Origin of the sequence: Spirosoma liriopis, from assembly GCF_023196085.1 — a bacterium.
GTDB lineage: Bacteria > Bacteroidota > Bacteroidia > Cytophagales > Spirosomataceae > Spirosoma > Spirosoma oryzicola.
Window position 1 is genome coordinate 487,778 of the sequence record NZ_JALPRF010000003.1, and the last position, 18,838, is coordinate 506,615.

Here is an 18,838-nt window from a genome sequence, read left to right on the forward strand (position 1 = left end):
TCTATGGGTACTTTTTATGACGGGATCAGTCCGGCTGTGCTTCGTCAACGTGACGTTAGCGTTAACCGTCCACGAGCGCTGAGCCTGGGTGTCGGCATTTTTGTGCTGTTATCGGTAAGCTTGATAACGTCGTTGTTTTTGAAAAACAGCTGGTTATGGATGGATGAGGTACTTAGTGACATCCTGATCGCTGACCCGTCCATCGCACATATGAACAAAGCGGTGGTAAGTGGAATGGACGCTAACCCGCCCCTTTTTGCGAATCTGTATTGGCTGATCGGGCATTCTATCAGTCTGAATACGCAGTTTTTGCGGGTCGTATCAATTATTATTTTTTCTCTGACGATAGCCCTATTCTTTTACTATTCAACTAAGCTGATTGGTACACCGATTCAAAACTTTGTTCTTGTCACGTGCATGGTCAGTTTGACGTTTTTGAGTCTGTCGCTGGCTACTCAGATTCGTGCCTACGCCTTGTTTCTGTTGATTGGCTGCGGCTATTTTATTACGATACACCAACTCAGTATAACCCCCAACCGGCCTAAGCTGCTCGTCGCCCATGTGCTGCTCGGGGTAGGTTTGTTGTTTGCCCATAATTTTGGCTTGTTTTATCTGGCGGCTTCGGGCGCTTTTTTTGCCTTGTTATGGCTGTGGTCAAAGGAGCGTAAGTACCTGCTGGTCATTGGAACGCATGGTCTGATTCTGCTTGTTTGGTTGGTCAGCTGGTACCCCAGCTTCGCCATCCAGTCTCAAGCTGGTAAGCCCCATTCCTGGATTCCGCTGCCAACTTTTTTGTCGTTCTTCAACACCGTTGGGGAGATTGCGCCGAATCTGTCGTCAAAACTGGACTATAACCCGTTTCTGCTGTGGTTACCAATCGCTCGGTTTGTGGTGATCGCCGGTTTGTTTCTGTACATCGTCCTTAAAAAAACAAAAGCTCCTTTTCGAGAGGTCATTCGCGATAAAGCGTTTGTCTTTTATGGCTTGTCGGGCTTTATTTACCTGCTCACAATCGGTATTGCGCTGACCGTCTCGCTGGTTCATACATCCATTTTTTTGAGTCGGTATTTATGGCCGAGTTCACTGTTGGTTATCTATCAGCTGATCTACGCCTATTATTACTTTTTCGGTTACCGAACCTATAATCGTTTGTCGAGCGGTCTATTATGGGTGTATGTGCTGTTTGTAGGGACGTTTATCGTGTACCAGAACCGGAAGCTGCCTCATTTTTCCGGCGACATCCTACCTTACTTTGAAGGGCTGGACAAAAGCTACCCTATTTTTGTCGAAACGGCGGATTATTTTCTGCCTATCTGGTTTCATAAACTAGCGCCCAGGGTTTGTTATTTGCTGGACTGGCAAACGGCTGTTACACCGGGCAACTACCTGAACGCTACCGTTGAACACAAAATCCTTAAATCGGTACGGGACAATTATCAGGTCAACGACATAGTGCCCAAAGCGAGCTTTAACAAAACTAATTTTCCTCATTTCTACATTGTCGATGAAGATAGCCAATACCAGATTGAGGAGTTTATCAAACAGGGGCAGGTGAAAGTCGTGAAAACGATTCCCGTTGCGATACAAGGACACCGGATTTTGGAGTGTACATTTTAAAGACAATGAGTAAGCCGTTAAAGCCCACGCTTTGAACGGATAGTGGTTCATCGTCGTCGGTCAGTTCGTACAACTGTAGGCGCACAGCCGGTCATTCTGGAACCGGGCTGTGCGCCTACTTTTTTTTCGCCCAAGCCCGTTCACGAATGCGAACGTATTAAGGCAATTGCGAAAAAAAAAGGCGCATCGGCATTCACGTTTTGTAGGGGTAGTCTATAAACAGATAAGTTGGAATACTTTTCGAATAAACGATTGCCGGAAAGCGACCGGTGTTAACCCAAGGAATCGAACTATGCTGGTTCTTTTGCTGCTATGGCTTCTACTGTACTTTCTATTCTGGGTATTCGGTGAAGGAGTTATTCACCTGATGCCTCGTCGGTGGGCGATCAGGGCATCGCCCACCGAAACGATTCTAACGGGTCTTATCGGTGCGGTTGGCCTGCTGCAACTTGCGTCTATTTTCATTCCCATCAACCTTGCTTCCGTTGTCGGATTGGTGTTACTAGCCGCTTTTATAAACGGGCGTCTGCTAAACCAGTCGATTCGTAACGCTACGATCTACCTGCGAACGATAGGCCGAGAGCCTGTATGGTGGCTGCTGGTTGCGGTGGTGCTTTTGTACGCGATCCAACGCCCGACTAACCCGGATAGTGGCGCTTATCATTTGCCCGCTATCCGGTATGCCGAACGATTTGCGACGATTCCCGGACTCGGAAATCTATTCAGTCGATTGGCGTTCAATTCAAGCTTTTTTGCGATTGGAGCCGCTGTTGGATGTACCGACCTGGTGGGGCAAACCTTGTTTCCGCTGAATGGATTCCTCTTGCTGGTGTTCGGTAGCTACGTCATCCAGCAACTCTGGCGAGCCGATACGACGCCTGCCTTACAAGTTTTTCAGGTTGGTGTACTAGGACTGAGCCTGTTCTTTCTGATCCGTCAGGTAAACGCACCTACGCCCGACGTGTGGGCCACTCTGTTAACCCTGTTCTTTTTTTTGTTCTGGCTGAATGGACGAACGCAGGACAACAAGTTTCTGACTTTCTTGCTGCTGGCCCTCGTGTTTACGTGCCTGACTGTTAAACTGGCTACACTTCCGTTGCTGCTTGCTCTGCCATTGCTGGGGTACGGCTGCCGACGGTGGGTAACCTGGCAAAACAGCGTGGCCGCGATGGCGTTAGGGGGTTTCCTGCTTATTCCCTGGCTGGTCAAAAACGTTATTTTGTCCGGCTACCTGCTTTTCCCGCTTACAGAACCAGACCTGTTTTCTGTTGACTGGAAAGTAGATCCTGTCCTGGCACAGTACGAACAACAGATCATTACGTACTGGGCACGGTTCCATGTGGCTGAGACCGAGTTTGATCCCGAAAAGCTGACCTGGCCGTTGGGACGCTGGGTGTCGTGGTGGTGGACGCACTGGTGGTTCTGGTACAACTGGCCCAATCGGCCAACCTTTCTGCTGGCCTTTGCTTCGCCCGTATTCGTGCTCTTCCTGTGGGTGTCTGCCCGGAAGCGGGTACAGAGCTGGAGCTGGCTGACTGTTTATGCCGTGGCGTTTGCCGGATTTGTCTTCTGGTTTATCAAAGCACCGGAGTTCCGGTTTGGTTACGCGTTTATCTGGACAGCCGCCCTGTTGCCCATCGGTGCGTTGGTACGGCACCCGATTCACCCACTTGTCGTGCGCGTACCGATAATCGTATTAATGACTGGCCTGCTTGGCTACTTCGTCGTAGGTGAAGACACACGTAAACGGGATCGGATGAGTAGCTTATTATGGAAGCCCCAGCCCTTGAGCCACCGGTATGCCGGATCGATTCCTTACCAACGACGATGGACGCGCAGTAAGCTCGCTGTCCTGGTCCCGAAGGCTCCCTGCAAATCCTGTTTCGATATTGAGCAGCCTTGCACGCCTTTTTTCTTCAACGATCTTCAGTTGCGGGGCCGCACCATTGCCGACGGCTTCCGCCGAAACCCGAACCCCACCGACTCATTAGCAATTAATTCCAATCTATCCAAATGAAGCTGAGTATCATCATTCCCGCTTACAACGAAGAGCGCACCATCTACGCGTTGTTAGACAAAGTTTTGGCTGCTCCGTTGCCTGCACACATTCAGAAAGAAATCATTGTGATTGACGATTGCTCAATCGATCAGACCGGTCTGTTGGTCCAGACATTTAAGGACGAGCATCCGGATTTTTGTCTCCAGTATGTTCGTCACGCAACCAATCAAGGCAAAGGAGCCGCTTTGCAGACCGGTATTCGGCTGGCTACCGGCAATTGGCTTATTATACAGGATGCCGATCTGGAATATGATCCTAACGAATACGGATTGCTGTTACAGCCGCTGCTCGACGGTAAAGCCGATGTTGTTTTTGGCACCCGTTTCGTTGGCAATCAGCCGCACCGGGTTTTGTACTTCTGGCATTCGGTAGGCAACAAGATCCTGACGCTATTATCAAACGTCTTTACGGATCTGAATCTAACGGATATGGAGAGTTGCTATAAGGTGTTTAAGACCAATCTGATTCAGGGGATTAATTTGCAGGAAAAACGATTTGGTTTTGAACCGGAAGTAACGGCGAAACTGGCCCGGATACCGGCTATCCGAATCTATGAAGTAGGAATTTCGTACTATGGACGTACCTATGCGGAGGGAAAGAAAATAGGCTGGCGCGATGGCTTTCGGGCGATCTATGCCATTTTGAAATACAATCTATTTCGGAGTGATCGGCCAGCGGTTAACATCCAAAAGCATTCAAACGAATTGAGTGTATACTGACAAGAACCATATGCTCACTAGTTTATCAGAGTGATAACTTCTTATCCGTGCCAGGAAATTAACCAGTGATTTGTTTTTCTGAATAGATAGTGCATAACGCCCGACTTCAATGAGGTCGGGCGTTATTGCTGAATGTTTTGCCGTTGCCTCATTACAAGGGGTAACTGTATGGGTACTTTCGTTGAATGGCTGTAATACGGACAGATAAGAGGGTTTGCTTAAGTCCGGGGTAATCTAAAGTCCCGGACTTATTTGTACTCCTGCCGGAAAGTTGAAGCACTATGTCTTTAAGGTCTCGAACGTATGGTAAGTTGTCTTAACTCACGGCTGCGTGGAACGGTCGCACGAAGTGATGCAGTTGCCGAGCAGCCAATTCTGGCGCAGTTGAAGAATAACTTTATTTAGCCCCTTGATGTCCGCTGGTTTGGTGATAAAATCGTTGGCTCCTAGTTTCAGCGCTTGTTGCTGATCGAAGGGGTTGCTCGATGTAGTCAGGATAACAATGGCTATTGACTGGTACTTTGGTTCCCGACGAATGAACCGCAGAGCTTCCATACCGCTCATAAACGGCATGTTTAAATCCAGCAAAATTAAACTCGGTAAGACAGCGGCTGTAGCTAACGCGTTGATTAACTGTTCGCCATTAAACAGGGATTTGATCTGACACTCTGGGCTGAGTTGCTTGAAAACTTGCTGTACTAAGAAGCGGTCATCTTCATCGTCGTCTACCAGAAAGACGCAATCGGTGTCAAGTGGGGTCATTGTATAAGTTGTTCCTTAGGGTAACTGTGTTTATTCGCCAAACGTTCGATTCGGCCCTATTAAAATAATCTTATGTACATATGGCTGCTAACAATATACTAATGTCGTCTCACAGGGCATTGGACGTGTTTTGTATCAGCTACTACTTGTGTTAACCCGCGCGATCATCTTGGCTTAATCCAATCAGTTCGACAAGAAACGCGTCACTTCTCACCATCCTAATCCTGCTTTATGAAGCCCGAAACCAGTGCCTTAAATCCGTCAAAACCTACCATCCTTGTTGTTGAAGATAATGCCGATCAGTGGTTTCTTATTCGATGGACTTTGCTTCAGCAGTTTCCGGAACTGGAGGCAGTCTGGATTGACGAGGAAAGTCGCGTAATGCCTTACCTGAACGCGAGTGTGGTGAATAGGAACGAACTTCCCGTACTGATTTTATTAGATCTGTATTTACCTAGTGCTGCTATGGGCTACTCGGTCCTGAAAGCGATTAAGAACCACCCCGTATACCAACATCTGCCAACTATCGTCCTGAGCCAGTCGGCCGATCCCGACGATATCAACGAATCATTCAATTGCGCTACTAATTCGTATATCGTTAAGCCAATTCGTTACCAGGACTGGCTGGAGGCTTTTTCCTTGCTTCGTACGTACTGGAAAGGCTCTGGAACGTTGCATTAGCGCATCGACTAATTACCATCTCCGGTAAGTTATATCATCAAAAAGGTGGTAAATGAACGTGGGTAACCCAGCCAAATCGCCCGTGGATGATGCTCCAGAGCCGTTAGAAAAGCAGGTTCAGCCCACTAAAGACAAGGAAACATGGTCTTAGTGCGGGCTCCACGGATTTCTGTCCGCAAGTGAACAATAGTTGTCCAAATACGGACAGCGTTTGACAAGGTATTTATTATAACTATCTGATAATCAGTTATTGGACTATGTTGGCACAACCTTTGGCTTAGTAGTAGTGAACACGTAAACAACACTAAACGCACTACTACCATGTTATTACCAATGATTAACAAACTGGCTCTTTCCGCACTCATCAGCGCTGCTACACTGAGCAATCCAACTACGCCGAAGACGCTTTCCTTCGATGCCAGCGCTTATGTGACGACCAACAACCAGATTCGCGTTGCGGTCAGCAAGACGGCGCAGATACCGGTGGTAATCCTGCTTCGGGACGATGCTAACCAGGTGATTTACCGGCAGAATATCAACAAGAACGATGCTAAGTACGCCGTAAAACTAAACGTCGCTGAACTGGCCGACGGCAAATACGAGCTGGAAGTACAATCGTCGGAAGGTAGCATCCGTAAGCAGTTAAACCTGTCGACCCAACCCGCTCAGCAGATCAGCCGGGTGGTGGCTATGCAATAGCACGTTTATCGTCAACGTACTGGTCAAACTATCGGAGGTAGCGTTGACCGAACCTTCAACCGTATGCTTTCTCTTATCACTGCTCTTTCACGACTAGACAATTACGTTGACCGGTTGATCGTCCGTTTGGTAGACTATTTGCTACCGGGAGGATGCGCCATTAACCAGTCCCGCTCCTGATCAAAGCACTACAGCATGCCTGAGCGAAACGCCATTACAGTGGCTGCACGATCTGTTAGGCTAGACAAGGTGATTAGTCGCAAAAATAAGAACGTCCGGTAGCAGGAGCTAACCGGACGTTTGGTGTAGTGTATGAGCCCGCTACTGCGTTAGTTCAAGAGGACCCAACGCCATTTGCGGGAGGTAGAATTGAGGCCACTGTTCGTATCGAGCCAGAAATACGTTGAACAACAAGGCTTTGCTGCCATCCCCGCCCGGATCATCGATCTGTTGCAAATGGGTAATATGGGCTACCACATAGCAAGGCCAGGTTGCAGGGGCGTCAGTTACACGACCTACCCTTACAAGCTGATTGTAGCCATAATCCGGTAATACGTCCGTTGGAATATCCGGGTGAATTTGAGTTGTGGTCTGTCGATCCGGGCTGTCGTAGCATAAAAATCGCGTATAAAATTGCATAAAGTCATTTGTTGTATACTGCCTTAAAAATAAGAAATTATAATTAAAGTATATACTAACTATAGCAAATCTATAGCATAATTACGCTACCGGAACACGTATTTCAAACCAGCGAATTGACAGTCAGCACCCATAAATTGCCTATAAATGCTGACTACAGAGATTAAGCGGTTTCCAATAAATCAAAACTCTGTTGGGCAATTTCTAACTCTTCGTTGGTGGGTATCACGAGAATCTTAACCGCAGAATCGGACCGGTTGACCTCCCGTACATCCCCCGTAGCGACCCTGTTTTTGTCCGAATCGAGGTAAACAGCCAGGAAGTCGAGGTTGGCACAGATCTGTTCGCGCATGGCACTATCGTTCTCACCCACACCTGCGGTAAAAATCAACGCATCCAGGCCGTTCAGGACAGCCGCATAACTACCGATGTACTTCTGAATACGATAGGCGTAGATGTCGAGGGCAAGGGCGGCTGCCTGATTGCCCGCTTCCAGCGCCTTTCGAATGTCGCGCATGTCATTTAAACCCGTCAGACCCTGCATACCGGATTGTTTGTTAAGCAGGTTATTTACCGCATCGGCACTATAGCCTTTGGCGATCAGATGAAAAATAACGGAAGGGTCAATATCACCAGAGCGGGTTCCCATAACCAGACCCGCGAGTGGGCTAAACCCCATGCTGGTATCCAGCGATTTACCGTTTTGAACGGCGGTGATACTACATCCATTGCCCAGGTGAATACTGATGAGCTTGGCGTCGGGTTTGCCCAGCCAGGCTGCCGCTTTCTCGCTTACGTATTTGTGGCTCGTGCCGTGAAAGCCATAGACCCGAATGCCTTCATCGGTGTACAGGGATTCTGGAATGGCGTAGCGGAAAGCGTATTCCGGCATGGTCTGGTGAAACGCGGTGTCGAAGACCGCAATTTGCCGTGCGTTCGGAAACGTTTTTTCGGCAATCTCAATGCATTGGTAATTGATGGGGTTATGAAGGGGGGCCAGCGGAAACAGATCTTTGATCGTTTCTTTAACCGCCGGTGTGATCAGAGTGGCGTTGGCAAACCGTTCGCCCCCGTGTACGACCCGGTGCCCGACGGCCTTGATATCGTCGGCTGAATGGATCAAACCAATCTCAGCGTCTGACAGTAGCTCTACCATTTGCTGAAGCCCTGCTGAGTGATCCGCAATCGCTTCCTGCCGCTCGATGGTTTGAGTTGGATCGACTGTCAATATTTTGTGCCGGATGAATGCCTCGTTCGTACCAATCCGTTCAATTAATCCCGTGCACAGAGGCTTATCTAAGGGCATGTCGAACAGCTGGTATTTCAACGAACTGCTGCCCGCGTTAATTACAAGAATATACATACTGGTTTGTTTTCTGACAGGATCAACAAGATAAGGCACGATTAAAAATTAGGTAAAACGCTATCTCATCCTGGTAATCCTGTCAAACTAGGAAATAGTATCCTGACATTGAATGGCCGTGATGACGACGGTATTAAACACATCATCGACGGTGCAGCCCCGGCTCAGGTCATTAATGGGTTTGTTGAGTCCTTGTAACATTGGACCGATGGCGAGCGCACCCGTTTCCCGTTGTACGGCTTTGTACGTATTGTTGCCGGTATTCAAATCGGGAAAAATCAACACGCTGGCCCGACCCGCTACATCGGAATTGGGTAGTTTCTGACTGCCTACCAGCGGATCGACGGCGGCATCGTACTGAATCGGTCCTTCGATTTTTAAGTCAGGGCGCTTGTGTCGAACAATGGCCGTGGCCTGTCGTACCTTTTCCACGTCTTCGCCTTCACCCGACGTTCCCGACGAGTAAGAAAGCATGGCAATGCGCGGCTCAATACCGAAGCGTGCACTGCTTTCAGCGGATGAAATGGCGATTTCGGCCAGTTGAGAAGCGGTTGGATTCGGGTTTACGGCGCAGTCGCCGAAGACGGATACGCGGTCGGGCAGGCACATAAAAAAGACCGATGACACCAGCGAGACACCCGGCTTGGTTTTGATAAATTGCAGGGCAGGTCGGATGGTGTGCTGGGTGGTATGGACCGCGCCCGAAACCATACCATCAGCATGACCCTGGTAGACCATCATCGTACCAAAGTACGAAACGTCCAGCATCATATCGCGCGCCATGTCCAGGTTCACGTTTTTCGCTTTGCGCAGTTCGTACAACGTCGCTGCGTACGCGTCGTAGTTTTCCGAAGTGGCCGGGTTTATGATGGTCACCGAGCCGGGTTCGAGCGTAATCCCCAATCGCTTTGTTGCCGCCAATATCTCGGCTTCATCGCCCAGAATAGTCAGCTCGACAACATTTTGAGCGACCAGACGGGCGGCCGCTTTCAGGATCCGATCGTCGTTTCCTTCCGGTAGAACAATGTGTTTTTTCTGACTTCTGGCCGTTTTGACGAGCTGATACTGGAACATGTGCGGAGTGATACCTTCGGACTGGAACGTAACCAGTCGGTCGTCCAGCGCTTTGGTATCCACGTTCTTTTCAAATACGTCGATAGCCAGTTCGATTTTCTTTCGGTTGTCGGCGGTGATGCGGGAATGAATGGCCCCGATGGCGGTTGTCGTACCAAACGTACCCTGCTGTACCGTGAGGATGGGAATAACCGTTTGAAGGCCTGCAATCAAGCGGGTGACGGGCTCGTCCGGCTCCGTCCCTGCGGTCAGCACGATACCCGCTACTTTTGGGTAATTGGCCGACAGATTCGCCTGCAACGCGCCAATGATGATGTCGCCCCGGTCGCCGGGCGTCACGATAAGTACGTTTTCCTTGATGTAATTCAGGAAGTTTGGCAGCATCATGGCACCCGTCACAAAGTTGTCTACCTGATTGGAAAGCAGACTTTCGCCAACGAGTACTTTCGCGCCGAGCGCGTCCCTGATCTCTTTCATGGTCGGACTCTGGAGCTGCTTTTCCCACGGTATGACGGTAAGCATCATGCCGGCGGGTAGTTGCATCCGAAGCAGTTCCCGAACGTCGTCTACCTGCTCCGCTTTGACCCGGTTGGCAACCAGACCCAGCACCTGAACCTCCCGGCTCTCAAAACCTTGCAGTGCACTCAGGGCTGCGCTGATAATCTGGGCGGTCGATTTAGACTCTCCACTGATGATGATCAGGACGGGAGCGCCGAGATTTTTAGCAATAGCGGCATTCGATTCAAACTCAAAAGCAATACCCTCCCCCAGAAAATCACTACCTTCAATGACCGTAAAGTCGCAGGATTCTTCCAGTTTCTTGTACTTGCTGATGATGGTGTTAAGCATTTCGCCCCGCTCTTCCTGTTCCATATGCTGGAGGGCTTCCTGCCGGGTAAACGCATACGTGTCCTCGTAAGGAATGGGTAGGGCGAAGTAATCCAGAATGGCCTCGATATGAATCTCTTTCTGGCCGGGAAGCTGTGGAGTGATAATGGGTTTGAAGTAACCAACTTTCTGTGTTTTACCCAAAAGGCTGTTTACCAGGCCGAGCGCTAACAAGGATTTACCCGTGTAAGGCTCTACCGATGCGATAAATATGGATTTCGTCATATGCTGTTCAAAAATCACTGACCGAATGTACAGGAAGTTGACAACACCTCCGCTGATCGTGTCAACTGGGTCAAAGAAAAAGGCTTCGTTACGAGCTAGGGATCGAGTACATACCATCTCCCGACCGTCATACAATGTTTATGTTTCCGAACGAGGAATCTCGATGATTGTTTGATGAGAAGCTAGCGGATGAATCAACCACGGATAAGCGCTAAAAGCAAGAAACAGGAGTTTGTTTTCCGTAAAAAATAAGTCAAAGGCCATATAGGTCAAACCATGTTGCGTTCGTTTCAGCCGTAATCGCGACCGGTTGACTTTATTCGCCAGTTAAATCATTTAAGATACGAAAGGGTAGGACACCATACATAATCACGCTAAGCAGGATAAAACAATCTAGCTCGATGCCGGTACCCGCAAAGATGCGCTTCCTGATTGCATCTGGTCCTGAGCAGGGTCAACTTTTTGGCTGATGATTGTTAGGATATAAGCCTGAACGGCTAAGGCTTACAAGCTACTGATTTTTCTGATGCTGAGGATTCAGGCAATGCAAATCGCTAAAGGAACTACTTTCATCTTTCTAGTTTATCAATGATCTGAAAAAACGAGCAGTGATAGCTTGTGATTTACTAGGAAGCAGGGTGATCGGAGAAGTAGTTTCGCAGGAAAATAAAAAAATCCGCTGTAACGTTGTGTTATTCAGCGGATTACATAAATAGTCGAGTGACCACGGGGAGACTCGAACTCCCATGCCTTGCAGCACCACCCCCTCAAGATGGCGTGTCTACCAGTTTCACCACGTGGCCATTTCCTGATTGCGGGTGCAAACATAGGCTTTTTATTCTGTCAATGCAAATAAGGGCGTTTTTCTTTTCATTTTTTAGTGAAAAAGCTCCCAAAAATGACCCAAAATTTGTAATTTTATCGTTCTTAATAACGATCAATAGTTTAACTAGTATGGCACTGGAATTAGTAGGGAAGCTCGTAAAAGTATTGCCAGAAGTGACGGGGCAGGGCAAAAATGGGGCATGGAACAAACAAGAGTTTGTTATCGAAACTCTTGATAGTCAATATCCTAAAAAAGTGTGTCTGACGGCCTGGGGCGATAAAGCAAACGATCTAAAGCAATTCGCGGATGGCGATACGCTGAAAGCAACGTTTAGCGCCGAATCACGGGAGTACAACGATCGGTGGTATACCGAGTTGCGCGCTTTTCGTATCGAACTAGCTGAAGGAGGAGGAGAGAGCGGTTATGCGGCTCCATCGCGTCCGGCACAGGCACAACCGGCTCGTCCTGCGGGGCAAAGTCAACCGGCTGCTATGCCGTTCAATACGACCTTTGACGATGAAAGTAACGATCTGCCTTTCTAAGGCTTTATAGATTAAAAAGAAAAGAGGAAGTTGTATCAACTTCCTCTTTTCTTTTGGTGATTCGGCTGGGATTCGAACCCAGGACCCATACATTAAAAGTGTATTGCTCTACCAGCTGAGCTACCAAATCATAAATGGTGGGCGCTTATGATAACAGGTGTGTTTCTCAAATGCAGTGCAAAATTATAGCCTTATTTAATTCAATGCAAGCCTTTCTCCTTAAAATAAGCCTATTTTTTTGTCTGACGCTTGCATGGCTACCGGGAAAAGCATCTCAGGCAGATACGATTCGTCGGGCCGATTCGTTGTTTGCCGCTGGTGCTCAAGAGGATGCAGCCAAACTTTATGAGACGGCCATTGCTGAGGGACATTCTGCCACGGATGGCATGTTGCTTAAACTGGCCAGCGCGTACGAGCGTCAGAATGACGTGCCGCGATTGCTTTATTTTTTGCAGGTTTATTTCGACCGTCATCCCGACGATGCCGTACTGCACCGAATGAACGAAGTGGCTCGCTCGAACAACCTCAACGGCTACGAAACCGACGATCTGAATTACTTCTACTTGTTTTATAAAAAGTACGGGATTTATTTTCTGCTTTTTCTACTGATTCCGGCGGGGTATGCCTTCGGGGTAATCAGCGTAAAACTGATTCGAAAAGAGCCAATCGCCGTTCGTCAGAAATGGGTACTGTTTCTTTATCTGATTGGGCTGTTGCTCTTTGTGAATCTGCCGGAGGGCGTTCAATCGGGTATCATAAGCCATGACCGCGTGTTACTGCGGACAAACCCATCCGCTGCCGCGCCCGTTGCCGAGATTATTGGACGCGGTAATAAAGTAAACATCATTGGCAGTGAGGATATTTACCTGCGCGTGTTCTGGCACAACGAGCTTTATTACATCCGGCGGGACAATGTATGGGTGATCTAATGGCCACCATGCTGGTAGATTATCTTCGATTTCGAATCATTCGCTGTCCGTACGAATTAAGTGAAAACCGTCCTTATCGGAGCAGCGTCACGGGGCCTTTAAACGTTCGGGTAGAGGTTTGAATAAGGTAGTAGTAAGTGCCTATCGGGTCGTTCGTGCCATACCAGCGAAATTTAGGATCGGTAGACGTAAATACACTTTTGCCGTAACGATTTGAAATGTCGACCGATTTAAACTGCTCGGCGCACGAATTTTCCGGTAGATCACTAACACCAAAATAATCATTGATACCGTCACCGTTTGGCGTAAAGACGTTGGGTACTTTAATATCCGCTACGACCGATGGGTCTTTGACGAGAAACGTTACGGTGGTCGTGTCCGTATGATTGGGCTGGCACGATCGGTCATCGGCAATAAAATCAATGACGAAGGTAGCTTCTGTCCTGCCAGCCATCAGCTCACAGGTCGGTTTCCAGTCGAATGGGGACTGAAGAGCCGCCTGACCCGTTTTGTCCGTAAAGTTCATGCCTGAAACCTTGTAATTAAAGCCGCGCCCGACGGCTGTTAACCGAATGGTATCCCGGTCGGCGTCATCTCCAATGACGGTAAACGTGCTGCCCGCCGATTCTTTCGAACCAACCGTTAGTTCAACAACGGGCTGGGCTAAGGTTGTCCGAACGGTTGGCGGCTGGCTAGGCAAGCCCATAGCGGACAGGTTGACAGTAACCGTATCACGCAGATTTCCGTTACAGCGCGTATCTGTGACAATGAAATCAACGATGTACTCGGCTCGCGTGGCATCGGTGCAGGTTGGTTTCCAGGTAAACGGTTGCGCTACTTTGCCGATTCCCGTTGCCGACCCGAAGCTCATACCAGCCTGCGCCAGTGTAAAGCCGCGCCCGACAGCCTGAATCGTGATGTTATCGTTGTCGATGTCGTTGCCAAAGGCCGTAAAGCTCAAGGAGGTGCCGACGGTTACTGTACTCTTATTGTTCAGCAGGTTCGTACTGGCGAGTGGTTTGTTGTTGGGCGACGGAACGATATTCAGACGAATGCTGATCGTGTCGCTCAGGCCCTGTGGACAACCTTCGTCCGTGGCTCGAATCAGGAGTGTAAAAGGCTGACCATTGCCGACGCACCGGCCAAAGCAAAATTTAGTGCGGAGGGTGTCGCGGGTAGATCGGGTAAACAGGTCGCCGGGAGCCAATGTCAGGCCGGGTAACGAACCGCTCATGTTGATGATCCGAATGCGCTGGTTCGGGTTCGGGTCCGTGACGTACAGGTCGAGACAGTTGGTGTCTTTTTCGGCAATTGTCAGCACGGTCCCCTGGGTATAAAACGAGGCCTGCCCTTCGGGACGGAACAGTAATTTGGGCGGATCATTTTTTTGGCAATCGACAACCAATATCTGATAGTCGCGCCGGACGCGCCCGATTCGAACGCCTTTGCGGTATTCGTCCACCTGAACCGAGAACACGTTCAAGCCGGTACGGTTGGGTGTTACAGTCAATAATCCAGAGCGGGCGTTAACCCGAAGCGGTTGAGAGCCCGGAATTTCATTCGCTTCTGAAACGCCCGAAATCCACGAAACGGGTGTATAGGGCGCGGGAAAGAAAATGGGAAAGTTTGCTGCGGAGTAGCCGGGGTTCGGAACATTTCGGGTGCTGTGACCATTGTAGGGCGTTACCAGTGCATACGTCAGACTGTCACCGTCGACATCTTTGGCGCTGAAGTCAAGGGTAAAGGGCTGATTGATACACGCATAATCACCTCTGGGAATCGTAAAAACGGGGGATGAGTTCCTGACCGATAGAGCCGGAAATTCCAGGTAAAAGGTAGAACCCGCGTTGGCGGGGTTTTGAATATTAACAATGGTGCTGTTGCGGCAACAGCGCTCCCAGGATATGTAATAGCCACCCGGATCGTTGAAAACGTTAGGGTCAAGATTGATATCCTGGCTATGGCGAATAAGTCGGGTGCGCAGATTGGCTATCTGGCAGGAGTTGTTGGTATAAGCCACGTACTCGCTGCTGATGCGACGGAGGGAAACAAACCCAATAAGTTCATCGGTTCGTTTCGAAAAGACGCCTACGGACACAAAACCGTCGTCGGCTCCTGAGTCGCCGTTTACGTCGTCAAAGTACAAATTCAGAACAACACGGTGAGAAAAGGCGCTCTGGGGGCCTAGATAGCGAAGTTCCAGTTCTCCACCAACGATATGCGTAGCGCGCACAACTCCACTGATAATCAGCAACACACTGATTAAGCACACCATCAAAAAGCGTCTACGGTAAAGATGCACCATAAAGGAATACACGGGTTTAGTAAGATCGTCCGGAAACGGATGCTTAAATTAGCAGTTTTTTAGGATACTTATGCGTAGAAGGAGTCATAAAGCCCCCGAACGGTTGTACGCAGTTTCGGTTGATGCTGTGGCAGCGGAGGGGAAGTGTATTGTACGGACTGAAGACGGCGTTATTTTTGTCGATAACCCAACCGGAGGACCCGGTGTTGCACCCGGCGATGTGGTTGACCTGCGAGTTACGAACCGGAAAAAGCAATACCGTGAAGCTGTTGCTGAACACATCCACGAATTGTCGCCGGTGCGAACAGAGCCGTTTTGCGAACATTTCGGCACCTGTGGCGGCTGTAAATGGCAGCACATTCGTTACGATGAACAGTTGCGGTTCAAACACCAGCAGGTTGTTGATCATCTGACGCGGATCGGCAAAGTGCCACTGCCTGATATCCGGGCTATTCTGGCGGCCCATCCAACGCAGTATTACCGCAATAAACTCGAATTTACCTGCGCCGAAGGACGCTGGCTAACGCAGGCCGAAGTAGGAACCACCGAGACGATTGACCCGAGAGCCGTTGGCTTTCACGTGCCGGGTCGTTTCGATAAAGTGTTACCCATCAGGCATTGTTACCTTCAGCCTGATCCGTCCAACGCGATTCGACTGGCTGTTGCGAATTATGCGTTCGAAAATGAACTGAGTTTGTACAATTTAAAAGTACATACGGGTTTTTTGCGGACGCTGATCATCCGGACAGCAGAGTCGTCGGGGCAGTTGATGGTGACGGTTCAGGTGGCGCAGGACAAGCCCGAGACGCTAGCCGGCCTACTGAATTTTCTGCAAACAACCTTCCCGCAGATCACGTCGCTGAATTACATCATCAACACAAAGAAAAACGATAGCTATCAGGATCAGGAAGTAATCAACTGGTCGGGCAAGCCGTACATCGAAGAACGGATGGATGCCGGGAGTGGTCTTGGCGGTGAGTCGCAGACGCTTACGTTTCGGGTTGGTCCCAAGTCGTTTTACCAAACCAACGCTCAGCAGGCTTTCACCCTTTACAAAGTCGCGCGTGACTGGGCTGGGTTGACGGGTAAGGAACGGGTGTATGACCTGTACACCGGTACGGGGACAATTGCGTTGTTTGTTGCCCGGATGGCGCAGCATGTCGTCGGCGTGGAATATGTTGAAGCGTCGGTGGCCGATGCGCGGGTCAATGCGCAGGTAAATGGGATCACGAACACCACATTTGTGGCGGGCGATATGCGTGACATTCTAACCGATGGGTTCTTCGATCAGCATGGCCGTCCCGACGTGGTCATCACCGATCCGCCACGGGCTGGAATGGATGAAGCCGTAACGCGCCAATTGCTTAAAGCGGCTCCCGAACGCATCGTGTACGTAAGCTGTAACACGGCTACGCAAGCCCGCGATTTGGGCATTCTGGACGAAGGCTATCGGGTCGCCGATGTTCAGCCAGTGGATATGTTTCCTCACACCCACCACGTAGAAAATATCGCCCTGCTGGTGAAAAAGTAACGGGAACTGCCGGTCCGCATCGAAGTAGCACTGAAAAGTAAACATGTGCTTATGATGCGGACCAGAGGTTCCCGTTCCGTTAAAATGGGGTTTCCTGACCAGGGTCGGCGTGGCCGAAGTTCGAACGGTCGTTCGCCTTACTCTTGAAGACGTTGCCCACTGGCGGAGCGTCGAAACTGCTTAGCCCGTTCATTTCGGGGGTGAATCCCTGCGTCGGTACGGGTTCGAAGTACGAATCCAGATCGCAGAATTTCGTGAATTTGTTGATAAACCGGAGTTGGATCGTGTCGAGCGAACCGCTTCGGTTTTTGGCAATGATAACCTCGCCAATGCCGGCGGTTGAGTTTCCGTTTTCGTCCTGGGTGATGTTGTAGTACTCGGGGCGGTACAGGAAGCACACCATGTCAGCATCTTGCTCGATAGATCCCGATTCCCGAAGGTCGGAAAGCTGCGGCTTCTTGTCACCACCGCGCGTTTCAACGGCCCGGCTCAACTGCGACAGCGCGATGACGGGTACGTTCAGTTCTTTTGCCAGGTTTTTCAGCGCCCGCGAAATCGAGGCAATTTCCTGCTCGCGGTTGCCGCCACCCTTGCCTGATGTATCACCCGACATAAGCTGAAGGTAGTCAATGACGACCATCTGAATATCGTGTTGTGCTTTCAGACGGCGGCATTTTGCCCGCAGTTCCAGAATAGACAGGGCAGGCGTGTCGTCAATAAAGATCGGCGCTTCGGTCAGCCGCTGAATCTTATGGTGGAGTTGCGTCCACTCGTGGGGAGCCAGCGTTCCTTTCCGTATTTTTTCGGAATCGATCTCGGCTTCCGCCGAAATAAGCCGGTTGACCAGCTGTACCGACGACATCTCCAGCGAGAAAATAGCGACGGGTTTGCCGTGGTCGACGGCGGCATTGCGCAGGGCCGAAACGACAAACGCCGTTTTACCCATCGCAGGTCTGGCCGCCAGAATAATCAATTCCGTTGGTTGCCAGCCCGATGTTACCCGATCAAGGTTCGTAAAGCCTGATGGTACGCCTGTCAGCCCCTCCTGGTTTTTCTTTGTTTCCAGTTCATTGAGGGCCATCCTGACGATGGTGCTCATGTCGGCGTAGTTCTTCTTGATGTTCGATTCAGAAATCTTGAAGAGCGATTGCTCGGTACGGTCGAGCAGTTCAAAAACGTCGGTTGTGTCCTCGTAGGCGTCGCGCAGAATCGTAGACGACATCGAGATCAGCGCCCGTTTCAGGGCCTGCTCGGATATAACCCGCGCGTGATACTCGATGTTAGCCGCCGAGTTAACCCGGAATGTAAGTTCAGAAACGTAACCGCCACCACCGACAATTTCGATCTCGCCCGTTTTGCGCAGTTGCTGCGTAACGGTCAATAGATCAATCGGATCGGAGTTGCCAAACAGGGTCAGAATGGCGTTGTAAATTCGCTGATGCGCTTCTTTGTAAAACGTTTCCGGCTTCAGAATGTCAACAACCGAAGAAAGCGCGTCTTTTTCGATCATGAGAGCCCCCAACACGGCCTCTTCCAGATCAAGAGCCTGTGGTGGCAACTTACCGAGCCCGGTATCGAGCCAGTGATTGCCTGCTTGCTGACGACCGCCGGCGAAGGCGGAGGGTTTGCGAAGGTGTTGGTTAGGACGTGCGTTATTTTCCATCTCTTACTGCAAGTTTACGCATTCCTCCCTGCATAAGGCAAGCCTCTGCCAATTGTCGTATAGGCTGCGCAAACCTGGATTTGCTCGTAACATTCTGGTAATGTTAATGGTATCAAGCCGAAAAAAAAATATCTTTTTTAAGCAACGGCGCAAGGGTATTCTAGCGTATACCGATAAAACCGATGGAGTCTGTATGTCAGCAAGGTAACATTTTCTTCATACAAATCCAGCCGTTTTTATCCATTGGCCTTGGCAAATAAGAATTAAATCGAAACGAATAAATTTTTGTTTAAATGTGTTGTAGGAGTAGAGAAAT

15 protein-coding genes and 2 tRNA genes are annotated in these 18,838 nt (G+C 49.7%); 8 read left to right on the forward strand and 9 right to left on the reverse strand.

The window, feature by feature from the left end; translation table 11 throughout:
• Nucleotides 1-3 precede the first annotated feature (3 nt).
• The 3 genes from M0L20_RS18880 to M0L20_RS18890 all read left to right on the forward strand — a co-directional run bounded on the left by M0L20_RS18880 (nucleotide 4) and on the right by M0L20_RS18890 (nucleotide 4,395).
• The gene (locus M0L20_RS18880; protein WP_248478556.1) at nucleotides 4-1,617 is read left to right on the forward strand and encodes a hypothetical protein; all 1,614 of its coding nucleotides are present in this window, start codon (nucleotides 4-6) and stop codon (nucleotides 1,615-1,617) included.
• A 292-nt stretch (nucleotides 1,618-1,909) separates the two neighbouring features.
• Nucleotides 1,910-3,634 (forward strand): LIC_10190 family membrane protein, encoded by a 1,725-nt coding sequence (locus tag M0L20_RS18885; protein WP_248478557.1) that lies wholly within the window; start codon nucleotides 1,910-1,912, stop codon nucleotides 3,632-3,634.
• Complete coding sequence (locus M0L20_RS18890; protein WP_248478558.1) at nucleotides 3,631-4,395, forward strand: glycosyltransferase family 2 protein; 765 nt, start codon at nucleotides 3,631-3,633, stop codon at nucleotides 4,393-4,395. The genes M0L20_RS18885 and M0L20_RS18890 overlap by 4 nt, the downstream gene beginning before the upstream one ends.
• Before the next feature lie 321 nt (nucleotides 4,396-4,716).
• Here M0L20_RS18890 and M0L20_RS18895 read toward each other — a convergent pair whose 3' ends face one another.
• Nucleotides 4,717-5,157, reverse strand: coding sequence for a response regulator (locus tag M0L20_RS18895; protein ID WP_248478559.1), 441 nt, complete (start codon nucleotides 5,155-5,157; stop codon nucleotides 4,717-4,719).
• A gap of 231 nt (nucleotides 5,158-5,388) precedes the next feature.
• On the opposite strand from M0L20_RS18895, the gene M0L20_RS18900 reads away from it, so the two are divergent.
• Together M0L20_RS18900 and M0L20_RS18905 are read left to right on the forward strand one after the other, a co-directional pair.
• Nucleotides 5,389-5,838 (forward strand): response regulator, encoded by a 450-nt coding sequence (locus tag M0L20_RS18900; protein WP_232562751.1) that lies wholly within the window; start codon nucleotides 5,389-5,391, stop codon nucleotides 5,836-5,838.
• A gap of 333 nt (nucleotides 5,839-6,171) precedes the next feature.
• A complete protein-coding gene (locus tag M0L20_RS18905; protein WP_232562752.1) occupies nucleotides 6,172-6,537 on the forward strand; it encodes a T9SS type A sorting domain-containing protein in 366 nt (121 codons plus the stop codon).
• A gap of 321 nt (nucleotides 6,538-6,858) precedes the next feature.
• Here the strand turns inward: M0L20_RS18905 and M0L20_RS18910 are convergent, their stop codons facing one another.
• The 5 genes from M0L20_RS18910 to M0L20_RS18925 all read right to left on the reverse strand — a co-directional run bounded on the left by M0L20_RS18910 (nucleotide 6,859) and on the right by M0L20_RS18925 (nucleotide 11,529).
• Nucleotides 6,859-7,176 (reverse strand): hypothetical protein, encoded by a 318-nt coding sequence (locus tag M0L20_RS18910; RefSeq protein ID WP_248478560.1) that lies wholly within the window; start codon nucleotides 7,174-7,176, stop codon nucleotides 6,859-6,861.
• 163 nt (nucleotides 7,177-7,339) lie between these two features.
• Nucleotides 7,340-8,539, reverse strand: coding sequence for an acetate/propionate family kinase (locus M0L20_RS18915; protein WP_248478561.1), 1,200 nt, complete (start codon nucleotides 8,537-8,539; stop codon nucleotides 7,340-7,342).
• An 87-nt stretch (nucleotides 8,540-8,626) separates the two neighbouring features.
• On the reverse strand, nucleotides 8,627-10,726 hold the full coding sequence (gene pta / locus M0L20_RS18920; protein ID WP_248478562.1) for a phosphate acetyltransferase: 2,100 nt from the start codon (nucleotides 10,724-10,726) through the stop codon (nucleotides 8,627-8,629).
• Nucleotides 10,727-10,864: 138 nt separating this feature from the next.
• Complete coding sequence (locus tag M0L20_RS30335) at nucleotides 10,865-11,053, reverse strand: phosphoketolase family protein (protein WP_354004256.1); 189 nt, start codon at nucleotides 11,051-11,053, stop codon at nucleotides 10,865-10,867.
• Between the two features lie 394 nt (nucleotides 11,054-11,447).
• Nucleotides 11,448-11,529: transfer RNA gene (locus tag M0L20_RS18925), tRNA-Leu, on the reverse strand.
• A 151-nt stretch (nucleotides 11,530-11,680) separates the two neighbouring features.
• Here M0L20_RS18925 and M0L20_RS18930 point away from each other — a divergent pair.
• Entirely contained in the window at nucleotides 11,681-12,094 is a 414-nt protein-coding gene (locus M0L20_RS18930) for a DUF3127 domain-containing protein (protein WP_248478563.1), read from the forward strand.
• Nucleotides 12,095-12,148: 54 nt separating this feature from the next.
• Here M0L20_RS18930 and M0L20_RS18935 read toward each other — a convergent pair.
• Nucleotides 12,149-12,224, reverse strand: a tRNA-Lys gene (locus M0L20_RS18935).
• Between the two features lie 73 nt (nucleotides 12,225-12,297).
• On the opposite strand from M0L20_RS18935, the gene M0L20_RS18940 reads away from it, so the two are divergent.
• Nucleotides 12,298-13,023 carry a tetratricopeptide repeat protein gene (locus M0L20_RS18940; RefSeq protein WP_232562758.1) on the forward strand — a complete coding sequence of 242 codons (726 nt, stop codon included), beginning with the start codon at nucleotides 12,298-12,300 and terminating at the stop codon, nucleotides 13,021-13,023.
• Nucleotides 13,024-13,096: 73 nt separating this feature from the next.
• Here M0L20_RS18940 and M0L20_RS18945 read toward each other — a convergent pair whose 3' ends face one another.
• Nucleotides 13,097-15,328 (reverse strand): T9SS type B sorting domain-containing protein, encoded by a 2,232-nt coding sequence (locus M0L20_RS18945; RefSeq protein ID WP_248478564.1) that lies wholly within the window; start codon nucleotides 15,326-15,328, stop codon nucleotides 13,097-13,099.
• 70 nt (nucleotides 15,329-15,398) lie between these two features.
• Between M0L20_RS18945 and rlmD the strand changes: the two genes are divergently transcribed.
• Nucleotides 15,399-16,859: a 23S rRNA (uracil(1939)-C(5))-methyltransferase RlmD gene (gene rlmD / locus M0L20_RS18950; RefSeq protein ID WP_248478565.1), complete on the forward strand. Its 1,461-nt coding sequence runs from the start codon at nucleotides 15,399-15,401 to the stop codon at nucleotides 16,857-16,859.
• Nucleotides 16,860-16,938: 79 nt separating this feature from the next.
• Here the strand turns inward: rlmD and dnaB are convergent, their stop codons facing one another.
• Nucleotides 16,939-18,522, reverse strand: coding sequence for a replicative DNA helicase (gene dnaB, locus M0L20_RS18955; RefSeq protein ID WP_232562761.1), 1,584 nt, complete (start codon nucleotides 18,520-18,522; stop codon nucleotides 16,939-16,941).
• Nucleotides 18,523-18,838 lie beyond the last annotated feature (316 nt).